14 protein-coding genes are annotated in these 16532 nt (G+C 67.3%); 6 read left to right on the forward strand and 8 right to left on the reverse strand.

The genetic code is table 11. From position 1 onward, the window contains the following. Window positions 1-47 precede the first annotated feature (47 nt). Complete coding sequence (locus E5206_RS16955; RefSeq protein ID WP_136324190.1) at window positions 48-602, reverse strand: hypothetical protein; 555 nt, start codon at window positions 600-602, stop codon at window positions 48-50. Between the two features lie 204 nt (window positions 603-806). On the opposite strand from E5206_RS16955, the gene E5206_RS16960 reads away from it, so the two are divergent. Then, window positions 807-1532, forward strand: coding sequence for a TetR/AcrR family transcriptional regulator (locus E5206_RS16960; protein ID WP_240689804.1), 726 nt, complete (start codon window positions 807-809; stop codon window positions 1530-1532). Window position 1533: 1 nt separating this feature from the next. Further along, on the forward strand, window positions 1534-4077 hold the full coding sequence (locus E5206_RS16965; protein ID WP_136323512.1) for an MMPL family transporter: 2544 nt from the start codon (window positions 1534-1536) through the stop codon (window positions 4075-4077). A 240-nt stretch (window positions 4078-4317) separates the two neighbouring features. Here the strand turns inward: E5206_RS16965 and E5206_RS16970 are convergent, their stop codons facing one another. Genes E5206_RS16970 through E5206_RS19375 form a run of 3 tightly spaced genes read right to left on the reverse strand, consistent with a single transcriptional unit; the run spans window position 4318 to window position 6139 of the window. Beyond that, a complete protein-coding gene (locus tag E5206_RS16970; protein WP_205759955.1) occupies window positions 4318-5271 on the reverse strand; it encodes a hypothetical protein in 954 nt (317 codons plus the stop codon). Further along, on the reverse strand, window positions 5268-5975 hold the full coding sequence (locus tag E5206_RS16975; protein WP_136323513.1) for a cytochrome b N-terminal domain-containing protein: 708 nt from the start codon (window positions 5973-5975) through the stop codon (window positions 5268-5270). The genes E5206_RS16970 and E5206_RS16975 overlap by 4 nt, the downstream gene beginning before the upstream one ends. Next, a complete protein-coding gene (locus E5206_RS19375; RefSeq protein WP_168709374.1) occupies window positions 5972-6139 on the reverse strand; it encodes a hypothetical protein in 168 nt (55 codons plus the stop codon). The genes E5206_RS16975 and E5206_RS19375 overlap by 4 nt, the downstream gene beginning before the upstream one ends. A 205-nt stretch (window positions 6140-6344) precedes the next feature. On the opposite strand from E5206_RS19375, the gene E5206_RS16980 reads away from it, so the two are divergent. The 3 genes from E5206_RS16980 (at window position 6345) to E5206_RS16990 (ending at window position 9775) form a co-directional block, all read left to right on the forward strand. Further along, the gene (locus E5206_RS16980) at window positions 6345-7013 is read left to right on the forward strand and encodes a nucleoside triphosphate pyrophosphatase (protein WP_136323514.1); all 669 of its coding nucleotides are present in this window, start codon (window positions 6345-6347) and stop codon (window positions 7011-7013) included. A gap of 133 nt (window positions 7014-7146) precedes the next feature. Then, window positions 7147-8976 (forward strand): biotin carboxylase N-terminal domain-containing protein, encoded by a 1830-nt coding sequence (locus E5206_RS16985; protein ID WP_240690204.1) that lies wholly within the window; start codon window positions 7147-7149, stop codon window positions 8974-8976. Between the two features lie 67 nt (window positions 8977-9043). Continuing rightward, window positions 9044-9775, forward strand: coding sequence for a glutamine amidotransferase (locus E5206_RS16990; protein WP_136323515.1), 732 nt, complete (start codon window positions 9044-9046; stop codon window positions 9773-9775). 9 nt (window positions 9776-9784) lie between these two features. On the opposite strand, the gene E5206_RS16995 is transcribed toward E5206_RS16990, so the two are convergent. From E5206_RS16995 to E5206_RS17010, 4 genes are all read right to left on the reverse strand, one after another. After that, a complete protein-coding gene (locus tag E5206_RS16995) occupies window positions 9785-11116 on the reverse strand; it encodes a dihydrolipoamide acetyltransferase family protein (RefSeq protein ID WP_168709375.1) in 1332 nt (443 codons plus the stop codon). Between the two features lie 9 nt (window positions 11117-11125). Next, the gene (locus tag E5206_RS17000; protein WP_136323516.1) at window positions 11126-12118 is read right to left on the reverse strand and encodes an alpha-ketoacid dehydrogenase subunit beta; all 993 of its coding nucleotides are present in this window, start codon (window positions 12116-12118) and stop codon (window positions 11126-11128) included. A 27-nt stretch (window positions 12119-12145) separates the two neighbouring features. Next, the gene (gene pdhA, locus E5206_RS17005) at window positions 12146-13228 is read right to left on the reverse strand and encodes a pyruvate dehydrogenase (acetyl-transferring) E1 component subunit alpha (protein WP_136323517.1); all 1083 of its coding nucleotides are present in this window, start codon (window positions 13226-13228) and stop codon (window positions 12146-12148) included. A 175-nt stretch (window positions 13229-13403) separates the two neighbouring features. Further along, window positions 13404-14813 (reverse strand): MFS transporter, encoded by a 1410-nt coding sequence (locus E5206_RS17010; protein ID WP_136323518.1) that lies wholly within the window; start codon window positions 14811-14813, stop codon window positions 13404-13406. A 353-nt stretch (window positions 14814-15166) separates the two neighbouring features. Here E5206_RS17010 and E5206_RS17015 point away from each other — a divergent pair, with 353 nt between their 5' ends. Beyond that, complete coding sequence (locus tag E5206_RS17015) at window positions 15167-16531, forward strand: MFS transporter (protein ID WP_136324194.1); 1365 nt, start codon at window positions 15167-15169, stop codon at window positions 16529-16531. The last annotated feature ends 1 nt before the right edge of the window (window position 16532 follow it).

The following is a 16532-nucleotide window of genomic DNA, read 5'->3' on the forward strand; positions in this document are numbered from 1 at the left end:
CCGGGAATCTCCCGGGGACTTCTTCGTTAAGCTGCGTTTCGCGTTGGTCAGCGGCGGCCGCCGATCACGCCCTTTTCGGCAGCCTTGGTGACGGCGTCCGCCTCAGCCTGGGTCAGGGTGCCGTCCTTGACGGCCTGGTCCAGCCGGGGCTTCAGCGCTGCGGCGTGGTCAGTCTGCGCCTGCGTGCGGAGTTCGTCGAGGGCCGCGGTGACCTTTGATTCGTCAATGCCGAGCGACTTCGCCAGGGACGCGGCCAAGGCCTTCTCCGTTGCGGCACGGTCCGGCTTCTGCCCGTCGTTACTACCGTCGGCCGGCGGGGTGGCCGGCTTGTTGGCCTGCCGGAAGGCCTTCAGCGCGTCGGCGACCTTGGACTCGTCGATGCCCAGCTTGGCAGCGAGTTCTTTGGCTCGCTCCCCCATTCCCAGGCCGCCGTGGCGTCCGCGCATGCCGTGGCCGCCGTCCTGGGCGCCCGCCTGGGCGCTCGAGCTGGGCGTAGGTGCGGGAGTCGTCGTTGCGGATGCCATTCCGGCGACTCCGAGCCCGGCTCCGAGGGCCAGGGCCCCGGCCCCCAAGCCGAGGGCGATCTTCTTCCTGCGTGACATGTGTTTCTCCTGGATCTGCCGTGCGGTGACGGCGCTGTGGCTGGCGGTCTTCCCGGGGAGTCCATATTTCAAGACCACTCCTAGTTTGCCGCCGCAGCATCACAAATGGCTGTTTCCCACCTTTCAGCTTCCTGTGAATCCTGCTGGCGCCGCCACAGCAACGGATACTTGCCCGGAGTGCAAAGATGCACGTAGTGTAAGCGCGTGCCCCCCGCGATATCCGACAGCCCCCCGGCGCCCCCGCCAACCCGCCGCGAACTCAACAAGGCGGCCACCCGCCAGGCCATCACGGACGCGGCCCTGGGCTTGCTCCGAGTCAGGGGGCCCGGCAACTTCACTGTCGAGGACATCGCCGACGCCGCGGGGATCTCCCGCCGGACTTTCTTCAACTACTTCGGCAGCACCGAAGCGGCCCTCGCCTCGGTGACCTTCGGCTTCCTGGACACCGCGCTCCAGCAGTTCCGGCTGCGCCCGCCCGGCGAACCCATCCTGGAATCGGCCCGGGCAGCCCTTGTCCAGCTGGCCGACCCCATGACCGTCGCACCCGTGGCCGAGCTCTACAGCCTGGGCCAGGCCAACCCGGCGCTCAGCCGTTCCGAGCTGGAGGCCTGGGACCACTGCACCGAACAGATCATCAACGCCGCCCGCGAACGCTTTGCCAACGGAGCCCGGGACGGAGCCGATGACGGAGCCGCCGGCGGGATCGATGAACTGTACCTCCACGCCCTGGCCGGCTCCGTCATCGCCTGCGGCAAAGCCGCGCTGGACGTGTGGTTCGCCCGGTGCGGCGGCGACCTCGGCCCCGGCTCCCTCTCCACCCTGCGCCAGCTCCTGATCGATTCCATGAGCCTGCTCGGCTCCGGTTTCGCCGGCCCGGCAACTGCACCGCCCACCCCGCCCGCAGCCATCCCCTCCCCAGATCGGCACTGACATGGCCCTTTTGCTCTATCGCCTCGGCAAGTTCTCCTACCGCCACCGCTGGCTGGTCATCTCCCTCTGGCTGGCCGTCATCCTCGCCGTCGGCGGCGCCGCAGCCGCTTTCCACGGCACAATGTCCAACAACTTCCAGATCCCTGGCACCGAGACGCAGCAGATGGCTGACAAGCTCAAGCAGGAGCTGCCCAAGTCCTCGGGCGGCTCGGCCGGCATCGTGTTCGAGGCCAAGAACGGCCAGTTCAGCCAGGCCGGCAAGGACGCCGTCAGTGCCGCGCTGACCAGGCTCAAGACACTGCCCGACGTCCAGGGGACGGTTGACCCGTTCGCCACGCAGGCGCAGCTGGACAAGGCCGCCGCGGACATCGCCGCCGGGGAACAGCAGGCCGCCGCCGGCAGGGCCCAGCTGGACGCGTCCACCGCTGAACTCGCCGCCGGCAAAGCCAAGCTCGCCGCCGCCGAGCAGCAGATGACCGCGGCCGGACTGCCCGCCGCCGCCATCGAGGCACAGCTGGGCGCGCAGAAGGCTGCCCTCACGGCAGGCCAGGCAAAGCTCGACGCCGGCAGCCAGGAACTCGAGGCCGGCAACGCCAAACTCGCGCTCGGCAAGCGCCAGCTCGCCGCCTCCCAGGGGATGCGGTTTGTCTCCGAGGACGGCACGGCCGCCATCGCCCAGGTCCAGTTCAGGACCTCGATCAACGCCCTGACCCCCGCGGTCCGCCAGCAGGTCCAGGACATCGCCCAGGAAGTCTCCTCCGCCGGCGTCACCGCCCTCGCCAGCAAGGAAATCACCGAGGACGTCTCGGAGCTGTTCGGCATCTCCGAGATCCTCGGCATCGCCATCGCGGCCCTGGTCCTGATCCTGATGCTGGGCACCCTGATCGCCGCCGGACTCCCGCTGCTGATGGCCCTCGTCGGCGTCGGTGTCGGAGTCGGCGGCACCTTCGCCCTCACCGGCGCCGTCGACATGAGCTCGATCTCGCCCATGCTGGCACTGATGCTCGGCCTCGCCGTAGGCATCGACTACTCCCTGTTCATCGTCAACCGCCACCGCGGCCAGCTGCTCGCAGGAATGGACGCCGAAGAATCCGTGGCCCTGGCCACCGGCACCTCCGGCAACGCGGTGCTCTTCGCCGGCCTGACCGTCATCATTGCCCTCGCCGCCCTTGTCGTCCCCGGGCTGCCATTCCTGGCCGTGATGGGCCTGTCCGCCGCGGGAACGGTGGCGGTCGCCGTCGTCGTCGCCCTGACCCTGACCCCGGCCCTGCTCTCGCTCATCGGCCGGAGACTGATCTCCCGGCGCGCCTGGGCGAAGGCGGAGAAGCACAACGCCGCGCCGGGACACGAGACCCAGGACCGGGCTAAGGACGAACGCCGCAGCAGCCGCGGCTGGGGCGGACTCGTCACCCGGCATCCGGTCCTCGCCCTGATCGCCGGCGTCGTGCTGCTCGGCGTCGTGGCGCTGCCGGCCAGCCAGCTCCGGCTTGCCCTGCCCGACGGCGGCTCCGAACCCGTCGAGTCGCAGGCGTTCAAGGCCTACGACGTCACCGGGCGCAGCTTCGGCGAAGGCATGACCGGCCCGATCGTCGTCGTGGGCGACTTCCCCGCCGGGTTGAGCGAGGCCGAGGCGCAGGCCAAGCAGCTCGACGTCGCGGACATCCTGCGGGGCGTGGACAACGTGACCGCTGCCGTGCCGGTGGCCCTGAGCGAGGACCGCCGCACCGCGGTGTTCCAAGTGGTCCCCCGGGAGGGCCCGGCCAGCGCCAGCACCGTCAAGGTGGTCTCCGAGCTGCGCGGCAGGAAGGCGGACATCAGGGACACCACCGGGGTCAGCATCGGCCTCACCGGCCAGACCGCCGGCAACGTGGACGTCTCCACCAGGCTCGGCGACGCCCTGCCGCCCTATCTGGCCATCGTCATGGGACTCTCGCTGATCCTGCTGCTGCTCGTGTTCCGCTCCATCGTGGTGCCGCTGCTGGCCACCGGCGGTTTCCTGCTCTCCCTCGCCGCCGCCTTCGGCGCCGTCGTCGCCGTCTACCAGTGGGGCTGGCTGGGAACCGTATTCGACGTCGCCAACCCGGGCGCCGTGCTGAGCTTCCTGCCCATCATCCTGATCGGCGTGCTGTTCGGCCTGGCCATGGACTATCAGGTGTTCATCGCCTCCGGCATGCGTGAGGCGTACATGCACGGAGACTCCGCCAGGCACGCCGTCCGCTCCGGCTTCAGCCACGCCGCCGCCGTCGTCGCCGCCGCCGCGATCATCATGGTCAGCGTGTTCTCGGGCTTCATCTTCTCGCACTTGAACATGGTCCGGCCGATGGGCTTCGCGATGGCCTTCGGCGTGCTGGTGGACGCCTTCGTGGTCCGCATGACGATCGTCCCGGCGGTGATGTACCTGCTTGGCGGGAAGGCCTGGTGGCTCCCCCGCTGGCTGGACCGCATCCTGCCGGACGTGGACGTTGAAGGCGCGAAGCTGCGCAAGCCGGCAGCTGCCGCGGCGGCTTCTTCCGAAGGGGAGCCTCAAGAGGTCGCCGCGCACTGACCGTCACGGCTTGCCGGCTGAGTGTCAATGGGCCGCCCGCTGATCAGGCCGCCGTGTCGGGCTCCGGGCGAAACTGACATGCCGCTCGGTGGCGGCGTGGCTGGCGCGCCGGGTGACAGAGCGGGGTGCGACGGTAATGCGCCGCCGCCCCGATACAGCAACGCGGGGTCACTATCCGCCCATCCCAGAGGCTGGAATGGGCGGCAAGTGACCCCGCGTTGGATTACGACGCCGGCTGCTTCACCGGTTCCGGTAGTAGTCTCTCCAGATCAGGCGATGAAGCGGTATCTTCCGCGGCAGCGACCTTAGACCGGGGATAAACGGGAGCAGTGTCAGCAACGCGGTCAGCACGAGCATCGTCACGACGACCAGGGCATCGGCATTCGGCGAGGACTTGAACGGTTCCACCTGGTACAGGAGCGAGAAGAGCCACAGCCAGGACTGCCCGGGCGTGTCGCCGGTCTCGTTCATCACGCCCCACTGGTCGCCGGTGAGGTGCTGGCTGGCCGCCAGATCCGGGAAATAGCTGCCGTCTCCCAGAAACAGGAGGCTGCGCGTGTAGTCCATGTTGTAGAAGTTTCCACCGACTTTCAGCACGCCATCAAGATTGCCCTGCCGCGCCATCTCCAACAACGCGCCGGTCAGCGCCGGAACCGGGCCGTAGTCGCCGTCAGCCACTTTGGCCGGGTCGTTGTCCGGGGCAGCCGAGAGGGCATCGGAATAGGCGGCTGTCCAGTCGGCCCGTTGCTGATCCGTCGCTGCCGTCCAATCGGCGATGGCGGCCGGGGGCGACGGCAGCGTCTCAAGCGGGGCAATGACGAGGTCATTGGCCGTATCTACCGGAAGGCGGACACCGGAGAGACTTTGGAGGTCGACGGGACCGATCTTCTGCGAGGCGTCCGGAGTCGAGTTATATGGCGGCCCGTACCCTGCGGTATCGCTGGTCCCACCAAGTTCCTTTGCGGCGGTGGCCACGAAATCCGAGGGGGCGGCAGTTGCCCAGCCCTTGAGGCTGACGCTGGGTTCATCAGGCGAGCCGAAGAAGGCCGATATGCCGAGCACCAGCAGTCCGACCACCACAACGCCGATGGTCAATTCCTTGAGGAGGTCGTACTCGCGGACGCTGCCCGCCCAGGGCCGGCTGGCAACGTTGTCTGCCTTCCGCCAGGAGGTGCTGCTGTTCTTCCTGGTCATCGCACTACGTCCTTGGGTTCGGTGGAGTCCGGGCCAGCGTGCAACAACTGGGCATCGCCCTCGGCTGCCTCCAACGGGGGTGCCACCCCGTGGACCCGGACCAGCAGGACGTGCAGGACGACTACGGCGCCCACGGCCAGGGGCAACAGGGTGATGTGCCATACGAAGATCTGTCCGAGGTTGGCCACGTTGAACCAGGCACCGACTCCGACGGCGTTCAGCGCGTCCTTGGCTTCGAAGGCAATCCACTGGGAATCGAAGTTCGTCTGAAGCAGATACCCGGTGAAGGCCGCCACGATGGAGACGACGAACGAGAGCATCCCGGTGATCCAGGTCAGGACCCGGCCACCGCGCCAGGCCGCCATCCAGAACTTCAGCCAGAGGTGCACCACCATGAAGATGAAGAACAATTCCACGCTCCACAGATGGGTGCTGTTGACGAAGCTGCCCAGCGAAGACACGTGATACCACTGGGGACCGTTCAATCCCAGCACGACCCCGGAAATGATGATCCACAGCAGCGAGGCGATGGCCCCCATCCCGAAGACATAAGCCCAGGACATGACATAGCTTGGCTGGTCCTCGGGCAGGAGCTTGTCCGGCGGAAGCTTCCCGAGCATCCACTTGCGGGCCCTGCCGGTCCACGTGTGCGCGTCGCTGTCCTCCACCGGCAACCCGTGCGCCGGTGTGGCCTGGCCGGTCATTTCCGCCCCTTCCCGCCGGGGAACGGGAGGACGAGTGCCAGGACGAACAGGATGACCATCACCACGATCACAATCAGGTTTCCCGACTGGATCGTGAAACCATCCCAACCAAAATACGTTCCGGCGCCTACCGTGCCAACGCCTGCTCCAAGCCATCCGGCCATGGGCTGCTCGATTCTCTAATGGGGGTCCCGGTTCAACCCCACCACGGGCAAAAACGCGTGTCCAGAGTCTTTCGCCCCGGCCCGTGCCGGTTCGCGGATCCCCGCCCGCTAAAGCAAAGCGGGGTCACTTCGCGCCCATAATCCCGTGCCGGATGGGCCGTACGTGACCCTGCGTTGCTCTGCCGCGGTGAACTAGGCTGGAGCGGTGACCCGCCTCATTCTTGCCTCCCAGTCCCCCGCCCGCACGAAACTGCTGACCCACGCCGGCATCGTCCACGAGGTCCTCGTCTCCGATGTCGACGAGGACGCGGTCCAGGCCCGCTACGGCGTGACCGACCCGCACGACACCGCCCTGCTGCTGGCCCGGGCCAAGGCCGAGGCCGTCGCCTCGCTGCCCGAGGCGGAGGGCGCCCTGGTGATCGGCTGCGATTCGGTCTTCGAGTTCGACGGCGAGGCGCACGGCAAGCCGTACACGGCCGAGGTCGCCAAGGAGCGGATGCTGCGGATGAGCGGCAGCATGGGCGTGCTGTACACGGGCCACTGGCTCGTGGACTGCCGGGACACCGACAGCGACAGCGCGCCCGGCTCCGGGGCGACGCTGGGCTCCGTGGCCTCCGCCGAGGTGCACTTCATGGAGATGAGCGAGGCGGAAATCGACGCCTACATCGCCACCGAAGAGCCGCTCCAGTGCGCCGGCTCCTTCACGATCGACGGCTACGGCGGGGCCTTCATCCGCAAGGTCGACGGCGACCCCCACACCGTCGTCGGGCTGTCCATTTCCACCCTCCGCGGGCTGCTCGGCCAGGCCAAGGTGGGCATCACAGAACTGTGGGGCGGCGGGGCCGTGGATCCGGCGGACGTCCGTGCTGAGTGAACGATTTCGCGGCTCTTTGTAGCATCCCTACAAAGGCTGGGCGCTTTACGCGCGGAATCCGCAAGGAATATCGGCGGAACCCACAAAACCGCGCTAGGCTCCCTGAAGGAAAGAAGGAGACGCCTTGTCAGCAATTTCGGAGCAGTCCGCAAACCCCGCACCCTCAGCAGCAGGTGGCACCCACCGGCTGAGCAAGGTGTTGATCGCCAACCGCGGCGAAATCGCCGTGCGCATCATCCGCGCCGCCCGCGATGAGGGCATCACCGCCGTGGCCGTCTATGCGGACCCGGACCGCGACGCACTGCACGTCAAGCTCGCCGACGAGGCGTACGCGCTCGGGGGCAACACCGCCGCCGAGTCCTACCTCGTGATGGACAAGCTGATCGAGGTGGCCCACCGGTCCGGCGCGGACGCGATCCACCCGGGCTACGGCTTCCTGGCCGAGAACGCCGAATTCGCCGCCAAGGTGATCGAGGCCGGCATCACCTGGATCGGCCCCTCCCCCGCGGCGATCGCCGCCCTGGGCGACAAGGTCCAGGCCCGCCACATCGCCGAGAAGGTGGGCGCCCCGCAGGTTCCCGGCACGGCGGACCCGGTGGAGTCCGCCGAGGAAATCCTCGAGTTCGTGGACAAGTTCGGCCTGCCCGTGGCCATCAAGGCAGCGTTCGGCGGCGGTGGCCGCGGCATCAAGGTGGCCCGTACCCGCGAGGAAATCCCCGAACTCTTCGAATCGGCCGTGCGTGAGGCCACCGCAGCCTTCGGCCGCGGCGAGTGCTTCATCGAACGCTTCCTCGACGCCCCGCGCCATGTCGAGACCCAATGCCTCGCCGACGCCTATGGCAACGTCGTGGTGGTCTCCACCCGTGACTGCTCGCTGCAGCGCCGCAACCAGAAGCTCGTCGAGGAAGCCCCGGCCCCGTTTCTCACCGAAGAGCAGAACCGCCGCCTCTACGATTCCTCCAAGGCCATCCTCAAGGAAGCCGGCTACCTCGGCGCGGGCACCTGCGAATTCCTCGTGGGCCAGGATGGCACCATCTCCTTCCTCGAGGTCAACACCCGCCTCCAGGTGGAGCACTGCGTCTCCGAGGAAGTCACCGGGATCGACCTGGTCCGTGAACAGTTCCGGCTGGCCCGCGGCGAGGAGCTCGGTTACGGGGACCCCGAGGTCCGCGGCCACTCCATCGAATTCCGCATCACCGGCGAGGACCCGGGGCGGAACTTCATGCCTGCCCCGGGGACCATCACCCGGCTGTTGAACCCCACCGGCCCCGGCGTCCGCATCGACTCCGGCGTGGAGCAGGGTGACGTCATCAGCGGCAACTTCGACTCGATGCTCTCTAAACTGATCGTTACCGGCGCCACCCGCCCGCAGGCCCTCCAGCGCGCCCGCCGGGCCCTCCAGGAGATGGTGGTCGAAGGCATCCCCACCGTCATCCCGTTCGATCTCGCCGTCGTCACCAACCCCGACTTCGCTCCCGCCGAAGGCCCGTTCAAGGTGCACACCCGCTGGATCGAGACGGCCTTCGTCAACGACATCCCCGCCTGGACACCCACCGGAACCGATGTCGAAGCGGCCGACGCCGGCGAACGCCAGCGCGTCGTCGTCGAGGTCGGCGGCAAACGCCTTGAAGTGGTCCTGCCGGCGTCGCTCGGTTCCCTCGGCGGTCCGGGCGGCGCCAAGCCCGCCAAGGCCAAGAAGCGCTCCCGCACCGGCGGCGCGGTGGTTGCCGCCAGCGGCAACGCCCTGACCTCCCCCATGCAGGGCACCATCGTGAAGGTGGCCGTGGACGAGGGCGCGGTCGTCACCGAGGGCGACCTCATCGTCGTGCTCGAGGCGATGAAAATGGAACAGCCGTTGACCGCACACCGTTCCGGAATCGTGATCAGCCTGTCAGCCTCTGCCGGCGAGACCGTCTCCGCCGGCGCCATCATCGCCCTGATCGAGGATGCCGCAGCAGAGTAGGCATCGCATTGCTGCCGGGCCGGGCGCGCCTCTGGCGCCCGGTGCCCGGCCCATGCAGACTTGGGATGTGAAGCCATTCCTGCTCCTCGCCTCGCGCGCAGAAGACGCCGCCGCCGAGGACGAATACGGCGCCTACCTGCGCTACACGGGGCTTGAGCCGGAGCAGCTGCACCGCATCCGGATGGAAGCCGCCCCGCTCCCGGAGCTGGACCTCACGAAGTATTCCGGAGTGATCGTGGGCGGCAGCCCCTTCACCTCCAGCGATCCCGACGAACACAAGAGCGCGACGCAGCACCGGGTTGAGCGGGAGCTCGCGGCGCTGCTGGACCGGATCGTGCCCGGGGACTTCCCCTTCCTGGGCGCCTGCTACGGGGTCGGGACGCTGGGCCTGCACCAGGGCGCTGTGATCGACAGGACCTACGGCGAAGGCCTGGGCGCGGTGATGATCTCCCTGACGCCGGAGGGGCTGCAGGATCCCCTGCTGAAAGGGATGCCGGAGCAGTTCATCGCGTTCGCCGGCCACAAGGAGGCGTGCACTGTCCTGCCGCCGCACGCCGTGCTGCTGGCAAGCTCCGCCGCCTGCCCGGTTCAGATGTTCCGGATCCGCACCAACCTCTATGCCACCCAGTTCCACCCGGAGCTCGACGCCGACGGGCTCATCACGCGGATCGATATCTACCGCCACGCCGGCTATTTCCCGCCCGAGTCCGCGGAGGAGCTGATGGCCAGCGCCCGAGGATTCAGCGCGACCGAGCCGATGGCAATCCTGCGCAACTTCGTGGAGCGCTACGCGGCCTGAACGGCGCCGCTAGACCACGATCCGCAGCGGCTCCTCCAGGATCGAGGTGAGGTCCCGCAGGAACGCCGCCCCGGAAGCCCCATTGAGCACCCGGTGGTCCACGGTCATCGTGAGCTTGATGGCGGAGCGGGTGCCGAGCTGGCCGTCCCGCACCACCGCCTCCTGCACGGCGGATCCCACGGCCAGGATCGCGGCCTCGGGCGGGTTGATGATGGCCGTGAAGTTGTCGATGCCGAACATTCCCAGATTGCTGATGGTGAACGTGCCGCCCTTGAACTCCGCCGGGGCGAGTTTTCCTTCGCGGGCGCGGGTCGCAAGTTCCTTGGCCTCGGCAGCGATCTGCCCCACCGATTTGCGGTCCGCGTCCCGGATCACCGGAACAATGAGCCCGGTTTCGAGGGCGACGGCGATGCCCACATGGACGCCGCCCCGCCTGATGATCTTGTTGCCGCCCCAGGATGAGTTGACCTCGGGATGGAGCCGCAGCGCCACGGCGGAGGCCCGGACCAGCAGGTCCGTCACGCTTAACTTGACGCCGGCGCCGGCGAGCCGCTGGTTGATCTCCGCCCGGAAGGCGAGCAGCCGGTCCGCATCCACGACGGCGGTCAGGCAGAAGGTGGGCACCGCAGCACTTTCTGACAACCGCTCGGCGGTGATCCGCTGATTCGCGTTCAGCGGCAGCTCGACGTCGGTCCCGCCCGCCGGCATGGGAGCCGTCGCAGGAGCCGTGACCGCCGCCGGGGCCGATGCGGCGGCAGCCGCTGGTGCCCCTGACGGTGGTTGCTCCGCCGGGTGCCCTTCGGTTCCTTCTGCGGCGTGGACGGCATCCTCGACGTCTGCGCGGACGATTCGCCCGCCGGGGCCCGTGCCCTTGATCGCGGCAAGGTCAAGGTGATGCTCGCGGGCGATCCGACGGGCCAGCGGGGAGCGCAGCACCCGTTCGGGCGGTTCACTCTCCGGCCCGCTCCGCGGCACCCCCGCGCCGGGTACCGGCGGAGGGCCGGCAGGTGCCGGCGGTGCGAGGCTGCCCGGCGCCTCAGCCGGGGACGGGCGTGGCTCAGCAGCCGGTGCTGTGCCTGGCTCCGCCGCCGGTGCCGCCGTGCCGGAACCGTCGCCGATGACGGCGATCCGAAGGCCGATCTTGACCGTCTCGCCTTCGGGAACCAGGAGCTGCTCGAGGACCCCCTCCTCGTAGGCCTCCAGGTCCATGGTGGTCTTGTCGGTGTCGATCTCGGCCAGGACGTCTCCCTTGTGGACCCGGTCCCCCACCTTCATCAGCCAACGGCTGACCACGCCTTCCTCCATGGTGTCGGACAATCTCGGCATCATCACATCCGTCATGGCGATCTCCTATCGGCCGAACCGTGTGGCATCGAGGACCTCGCGGATGACCTTTGATAAGGCAGCGCCGTCCGGCAGCGAGGCCAGTTCGAGGGGCTTGGAATACGGCAGCGGTATCTCAGCGGCGGCCACCCGGCGCACCGGTGCGTCCAGATAGTCAAAGGCGCCTTCCTGCACCGACGCGGCCACTTCGGCCCCGATCCCGTAGCTGAGCCAGTCGTCTTCCAGCACGACGGCGCGGCTGGTCTTCCGCACCGACTCGCAGAAGGTCCTCCGGTCCAGCGGGCGCAGGCTGCGCAGGTCGACAACCTCGATGGACACCCCGTCCTTGGCGAATTCAGCGGCGACCTCCAGGGCAATCCTGACGCCGCGCGAATAGGTGATTACGGTGAGGTCGTTCCCCTCACGGGGCACCGCGGCGGTGCCGATCTCGGCAAGCTGCTCGCCGTCGGGTACTTCCCCCTTGGTGTTGTATAGGCTCAGGTTCTCCAGCACCAGCACCGGGTCGTCGTCACGGATGGCCGCGGTGAGCAGTGACTTGGCGTCCGCGGGGTTGGAGGGTGCCACGACCTTGAGGCCCGGCACATGGGCGTACCAGACCTCAAGGTTCTGGGAGTGTGTGGCGGCCAGCTGCTGGCCGCCGCCGCCGGGGGTCCGGATGACCATCGGGATGGATGACTGGCCGCCGAACATTGCGTGGATCTTGGCCGCATGGTTCACGATCTGGTCCAGCGCCAGCAGGCTGAAGTTGATCGTCATGAATTCCACGACCGGCCGGAGGCCCAGCATGGCTGCGCCGATAGCAACGCCGGCGAAGCCTTCCTCGGCGATGGGGGTGTCCCGGACCCGCATCGGGCCAAATTCCGCGAGCAGCCCGGCGGTGATTTTGTAGGATCCTTCGAAGATTCCGATCTCCTCGCCGATAAGGAAGACGTTCTCATCCCGTTGCATCTCGGACCGCAAGGTATCGTGCAGTGCCTGCCGGTAGCTGATCTCGGCCACGTGGGCTCCTTGTCCTGGTGCGGCTGGCTAGAGGGTGATGACGGGGTCGCCCGGGAGTTGGTGCGGCGCGTTCGGCACCTTCGTGGCGTAGGCGTTGCCGAACAGCCCGGAAAGTTGGGGGAAGGGAGCGGCGTCCGCGAAGGCAACCGCCGCGTCGACTATCTCTTCGGCCTCGGCTTCGATTGCCTTGGCCTGGTCCTCCGCCATGATGCCCTCCTGAAGCAGCTGGACCCTGAACGCGGGCAATGGATCATGGACTTTGAGTTCCGCGACTTCAGCTTTGGTCCGGTAGCGGGCCGGGTCGACGACGGAGTGCCCCTTGAGCCGGTAGCTGATTGTCTCCAGCAGGTAGGGCTGCCGTTCTTCCCTGGCCAGCCGGAGTGCTTCCTCGGCAGCCTTCCGGACGGCGACAGGGTCATTGCCGTCCACGCGTTGGCTCGGCATCCGGTAGGCGGACCCCCGTTTGTAGAGCAGTGGTTCAGCGGAGGAATGCTCCACCGTGGTACCCATGCCCAGGCCGTTGTCGATGATGACGTAGACGATCGGAAGTTTCCACAGTGCCGCGATGTTCAGGGACTCGTGGAAGGCGCCGATGGCCGTCGTCCCGTCCCCGAGGAGGCACATCACGGCTTCGGCGTCCGGCCCCGGCTCCTGGCGGTAGGCAAGCGCGTAGGCGGCGCCGGTGGCAGGGGGAATCTGTCCGCCCACGATCCCGTAGCCCCCCATAAGCCTCGCGCCGACGTCGAACAGGTGCATGGATCCGCCCCATCCGCCGGAGACGCCGTCGGCCTTGCCGAAGAGTTCTGCCATGACGCGCCCGGGGTCCAGTCCCCGCATGAGCGCGTAGCCGTGGACGCGGTAGTTCGCGTAGAGGTAGTCGGTCTTTCGGAGGGCGGCCATGAGGCCCACGACTGTCGCTTCCTCACCCAGGTTCAGGTGGCAGTAGCCGCCGATCTTCGCTTTCTTGTACATCTCCTCGGCGCGAAGCTCGAAGTTGCGGATGAGCGACATGCGCCGGTAATACTCCCACAGAACGTCGGCCTGGGCTCCGCCTTCACTTTGGTTTTCAGTTGCGGGCGGTTGCTGGGCGGTTCCGGATTTCCTGACCATTGGATCCCATCCTCGATGGAAGCGGTGCCACTACGAAGGATCCTAGTGCTGGACGAGGCCGGCCCGCCAGAGCCCGATTCCGCCTTCCCGCCCGGTTGCTTTCCTCCGGACACGGAAATGCCCGGCGTGTTCAGCGGACACACCGGGCATTTCCGGTTGAAACCGGGACGGAACGTCAGACCATGTTGTTCTCGTAGTCGAGATCCTTGGTTTCCTTGCTCAGGAACAGGGCGATCAGGGTCAGCACGGACATGACGGTCAGATAGAGGCCCACGAGTACCGGGCTGCCCTTGGCCAGTTCCCAGAGCCACACGGCGATGAACGGGGCCACGGCTGCGCCCAGGATGCTGGACACGTTGTAGCTGATGGCGGAGCCGGTGTACCGGACGTTGGTGGGGAACAGCTCCGGCAGGATTGCGCCCATGGGTCCGAAGGTCAGGCCCATCAGGGAGAATCCGAGGATCAGCAGGGACATGGTGCCCACGAAGCCGCCGCCGAACAGCGGGACGAACAGCAGACCGAAGACGAAGATGCCGGCGGTCACGGTGAGGAGCATCTTGCGGCGGCCAAACTTCTCCGCCAGTGGGCCGGACACCAGGGTGAAGATCCCGAAGAAGACGACGCCGGCAATGAGCATCCAGAGGAAGTCGTTGCGGGTGTAACCCAGGCCCGGGACGAAGGCAGCAGCTGCTGCGTCCGTCATCGGCTTGCCCGCCTTGACGGCTGCTGCCTGCGCGCCGGCCAGCGTGGGCTTGGTGCCGTAGGTCAGCGTGAACGTGGTCATCAGGTAGAAGAGCACGTACGTGGCCAGCATGATGAACGTGCCCAGGATGAGCGGACGCCAGCTGGTCTTGAAGACCCGTGCCACCGGCAGCTTGGCGACCTCGTTGGATTCGAGGACCTTCGTGAAGGCGGGCGTTTCGATCAGCTTGAGGCGGACGTAGAGGCCGATGATCACCATGACGGCGCTGACGAGGAACGGCACGCGCCAGCCCCAATCCATGAAGGCCTCCGGCGTCAGGGTGTAGCTGAAGACCAGGAAGATCACGTTGGCGATGATGAAGCCGATCGGCGCACCGAGCTGCGGGAACGTGCCGTAGACGGCTCGCTTGTTCGCCGGGGCATTCTCAGTGGCGAGCAGGGCCGCGCCGCTCCATTCGCCGCCGAGGGCGAGTCCCTGGGCAAAGCGCATCACGACGAGCAGCGCCGGAGCCCAGAAGGTCCAGCCCGGGACGAGCGCCGTCGGGAGGCAGCCGATCAGGAAGGTGGCGATTCCCATGGTCAGCAGGGAGGCCACGAGCGTGCCCTTGCGGCCGAACTTGTCACCGAAGTGGCCGAAGACGATGGAGCCGAGCGGACGGGCGACGAATGCGACGCCGAAGACTGCGAAAGAGCTCAGCAGCTGGGTGGTTTCATTCTGCCCCGGGAAGAACAGCTTCGGAAAGACCAGCACAGCGGCGGTGGCATACACGTAGAAGTCATAGAACTCGACGGTGGTGCCGATCAGGCTGGCGACGATCACGCGGCCGCGCGAGTTCACCTTTTTGGCGGACCCATGCTCCGCGGAGGTTGCAGTGGATGACATGTAGTAGCGCTTTCATGAGGACCGGACGGATATTCCCCAAAAGCCCGTTGCCCGGGCCGCCCGGATAAGGATACGTATGCTTACATATTAGTTCCCGACGTCCACTCAATGGACAAACGTTCCATTATCTGGACATTCCCGTTCGTCTCACGTGTTGGTCGTCACACTGCGCCTCCCTCCGATCCTCACACCGCCATATTGGCGCCGATAGGCAAACGTCACAGCACGTTAACAAACGGCGACGGTCCCGGAAACGCCGCAACCCTAGCTTGGAAGGACTACATTCCAAGGAGGCCTCCCCCGTGACTGCTGAACGCACCGCCGATGTCCGCGACACCCGTGCCGCCGATGCCCTGACCCTTGACGCACCCGTCCTCGAGCACCGTCCCGGCCGCTGGATCGCCAATTGGGACGCCGAGAACAAGGAGCAGTGGGAATCCACCGGCCGCTCCATCGCCCGGCGCAACCTGAACTGGTCCATCTTCGCGGAGTTCCTGGGCTTCGTCGTCTGGCAGCTGTGGTCGATCGTGGTGGTCCAGCTCCCCGGCGCCGGTTTCAAGTTCTCCACCTCGGAGATCTTCTGGCTGATCTCCATGCCGAGCCTGGTCGGCGCCACCCTCCGGATCCCCTACACCTTCATGGTCCCCCGCTTCGGCGGCCGCAACTGGACCATCGTCTCCGCCCTGCTTCTGCTGATCCCGTCCATCGGGCTCGCGCTGTGCGTCTCCAACCCGGGCACGCCGTTCGGCATCATGCTGTTGGTGGCGGGCCTGGCCGGCTTTGGTGGCGGCAACTTCGCCAGCTCGATGGCGAACATCACCTTCTTCTACCCCGCACGGGAAAAGGGCTGGGCGCTGGGCCTCAACGCCGCGGGCGGCAACCTCGGTGCCGCCGTCGCCCAGCTGGCCGTTCCCATCGTCATCACCCTGCTGGCCGCCGGTTCGGTGAACCTGCCGATGGCAGGGCTGATGTGGGTCCCGCTCATCCTGCTTGCCGCATTCGGTGCATGGAAGTACATGAACAACCTCACCAGCGCCAAGGGTGACGTCGCGGGCTCGCTGGCCGCGCTCAAGGAACCCCACCTGTGGATCATGGCGCTGCTGTACATCGGCACCTTCGGCTCCTTCATCGGCTTCGCCGGCGTCTTTCCCAAGCTCATCAAGGACTACTTCCCGGCGTTCTCCTCGATCGGAGTCGGCACCGTGGCCCTGTCACTGGCCTTCCTCGGCCCGCTGGTCGGATCGCTGGCCCGCCCCTACGGCGGCCGCCTGGCGGACCGGATGGGCGGGGCACGCATGACCGTGGCCGCCTTCGCCGCGATGGCCGCCATCACACTGACCATGATCTGGACCCTGCCGCTGAAGAACTTCTGGCTCTTCCTGGTCCTCTTCCTGCTCCTCTTCACCGCCAGCGGCTTCGGGAACGGTGCCACGTACCGGATGATCCCGGTCATCTTCGCCACCTCCAGCCGGGCGGCCCGCTCCGGCGCCAGCCCGGTAGCCACCCAGCGGCTCGCGTCCTCGGCGCTCGGCCTGATCTCGGCCATCGGCGCATACGGCGGCTTCGTGATCCCGCAGGTCCTGAACGCCTCCAACACCGCCAGCGGCACGTACACCCCGGCGTTCTACGGCTTCGTCGGGGCGTATGTCCTGATGCTGGCCGTCTGCTGGGCCTGCTACATCCGGCCAGCCAACCGCAACGGAAATGGACACGTCTGAC

It is taken from the genome of Arthrobacter sp. PAMC25564, assembly GCF_004798705.1.
Classification (GTDB): Bacteria; Actinomycetota; Actinomycetes; order Actinomycetales; family Micrococcaceae; genus Arthrobacter.

What these genes read in the sequence shown, in the direction of transcription:
- E5206_RS16955 (WP_136324190.1), bottom strand. Translation starts at nt 602, where the DNA reads ATGTCACGCAGGAAGAAGATCGCCCTCGGCTTGGGGGCCGGGGCCCTG.
- E5206_RS16965 (WP_136323512.1), top strand. Translation starts at nt 1,534, where the DNA reads ATGGCCCTTTTGCTCTATCGCCTCGGCAAGTTCTCCTACCGCCACCGC.
- E5206_RS16970 (WP_205759955.1), bottom strand. Translation starts at nt 5,271, where the DNA reads ATGACCAGGAAGAACAGCAGCACCTCCTGGCGGAAGGCAGACAACGTT.
- E5206_RS16975 (WP_136323513.1), bottom strand. Translation starts at nt 5,975, where the DNA reads ATGACCGGCCAGGCCACACCGGCGCACGGGTTGCCGGTGGAGGACAGC.
- E5206_RS19375 (WP_168709374.1), bottom strand. Translation starts at nt 6,139, where the DNA reads ATGGCCGGATGGCTTGGAGCAGGCGTTGGCACGGTAGGCGCCGGAACG.
- E5206_RS16995 (WP_168709375.1), bottom strand. Translation starts at nt 11,116, where the DNA reads ATGACGGATGTGATGATGCCGAGATTGTCCGACACCATGGAGGAAGGC.
- pdhA (WP_136323517.1), bottom strand. Translation starts at nt 13,228, where the DNA reads ATGGTCAGGAAATCCGGAACCGCCCAGCAACCGCCCGCAACTGAAAAC.
- E5206_RS17010 (WP_136323518.1), bottom strand. Translation starts at nt 14,813, where the DNA reads ATGTCATCCACTGCAACCTCCGCGGAGCATGGGTCCGCCAAAAAGGTG.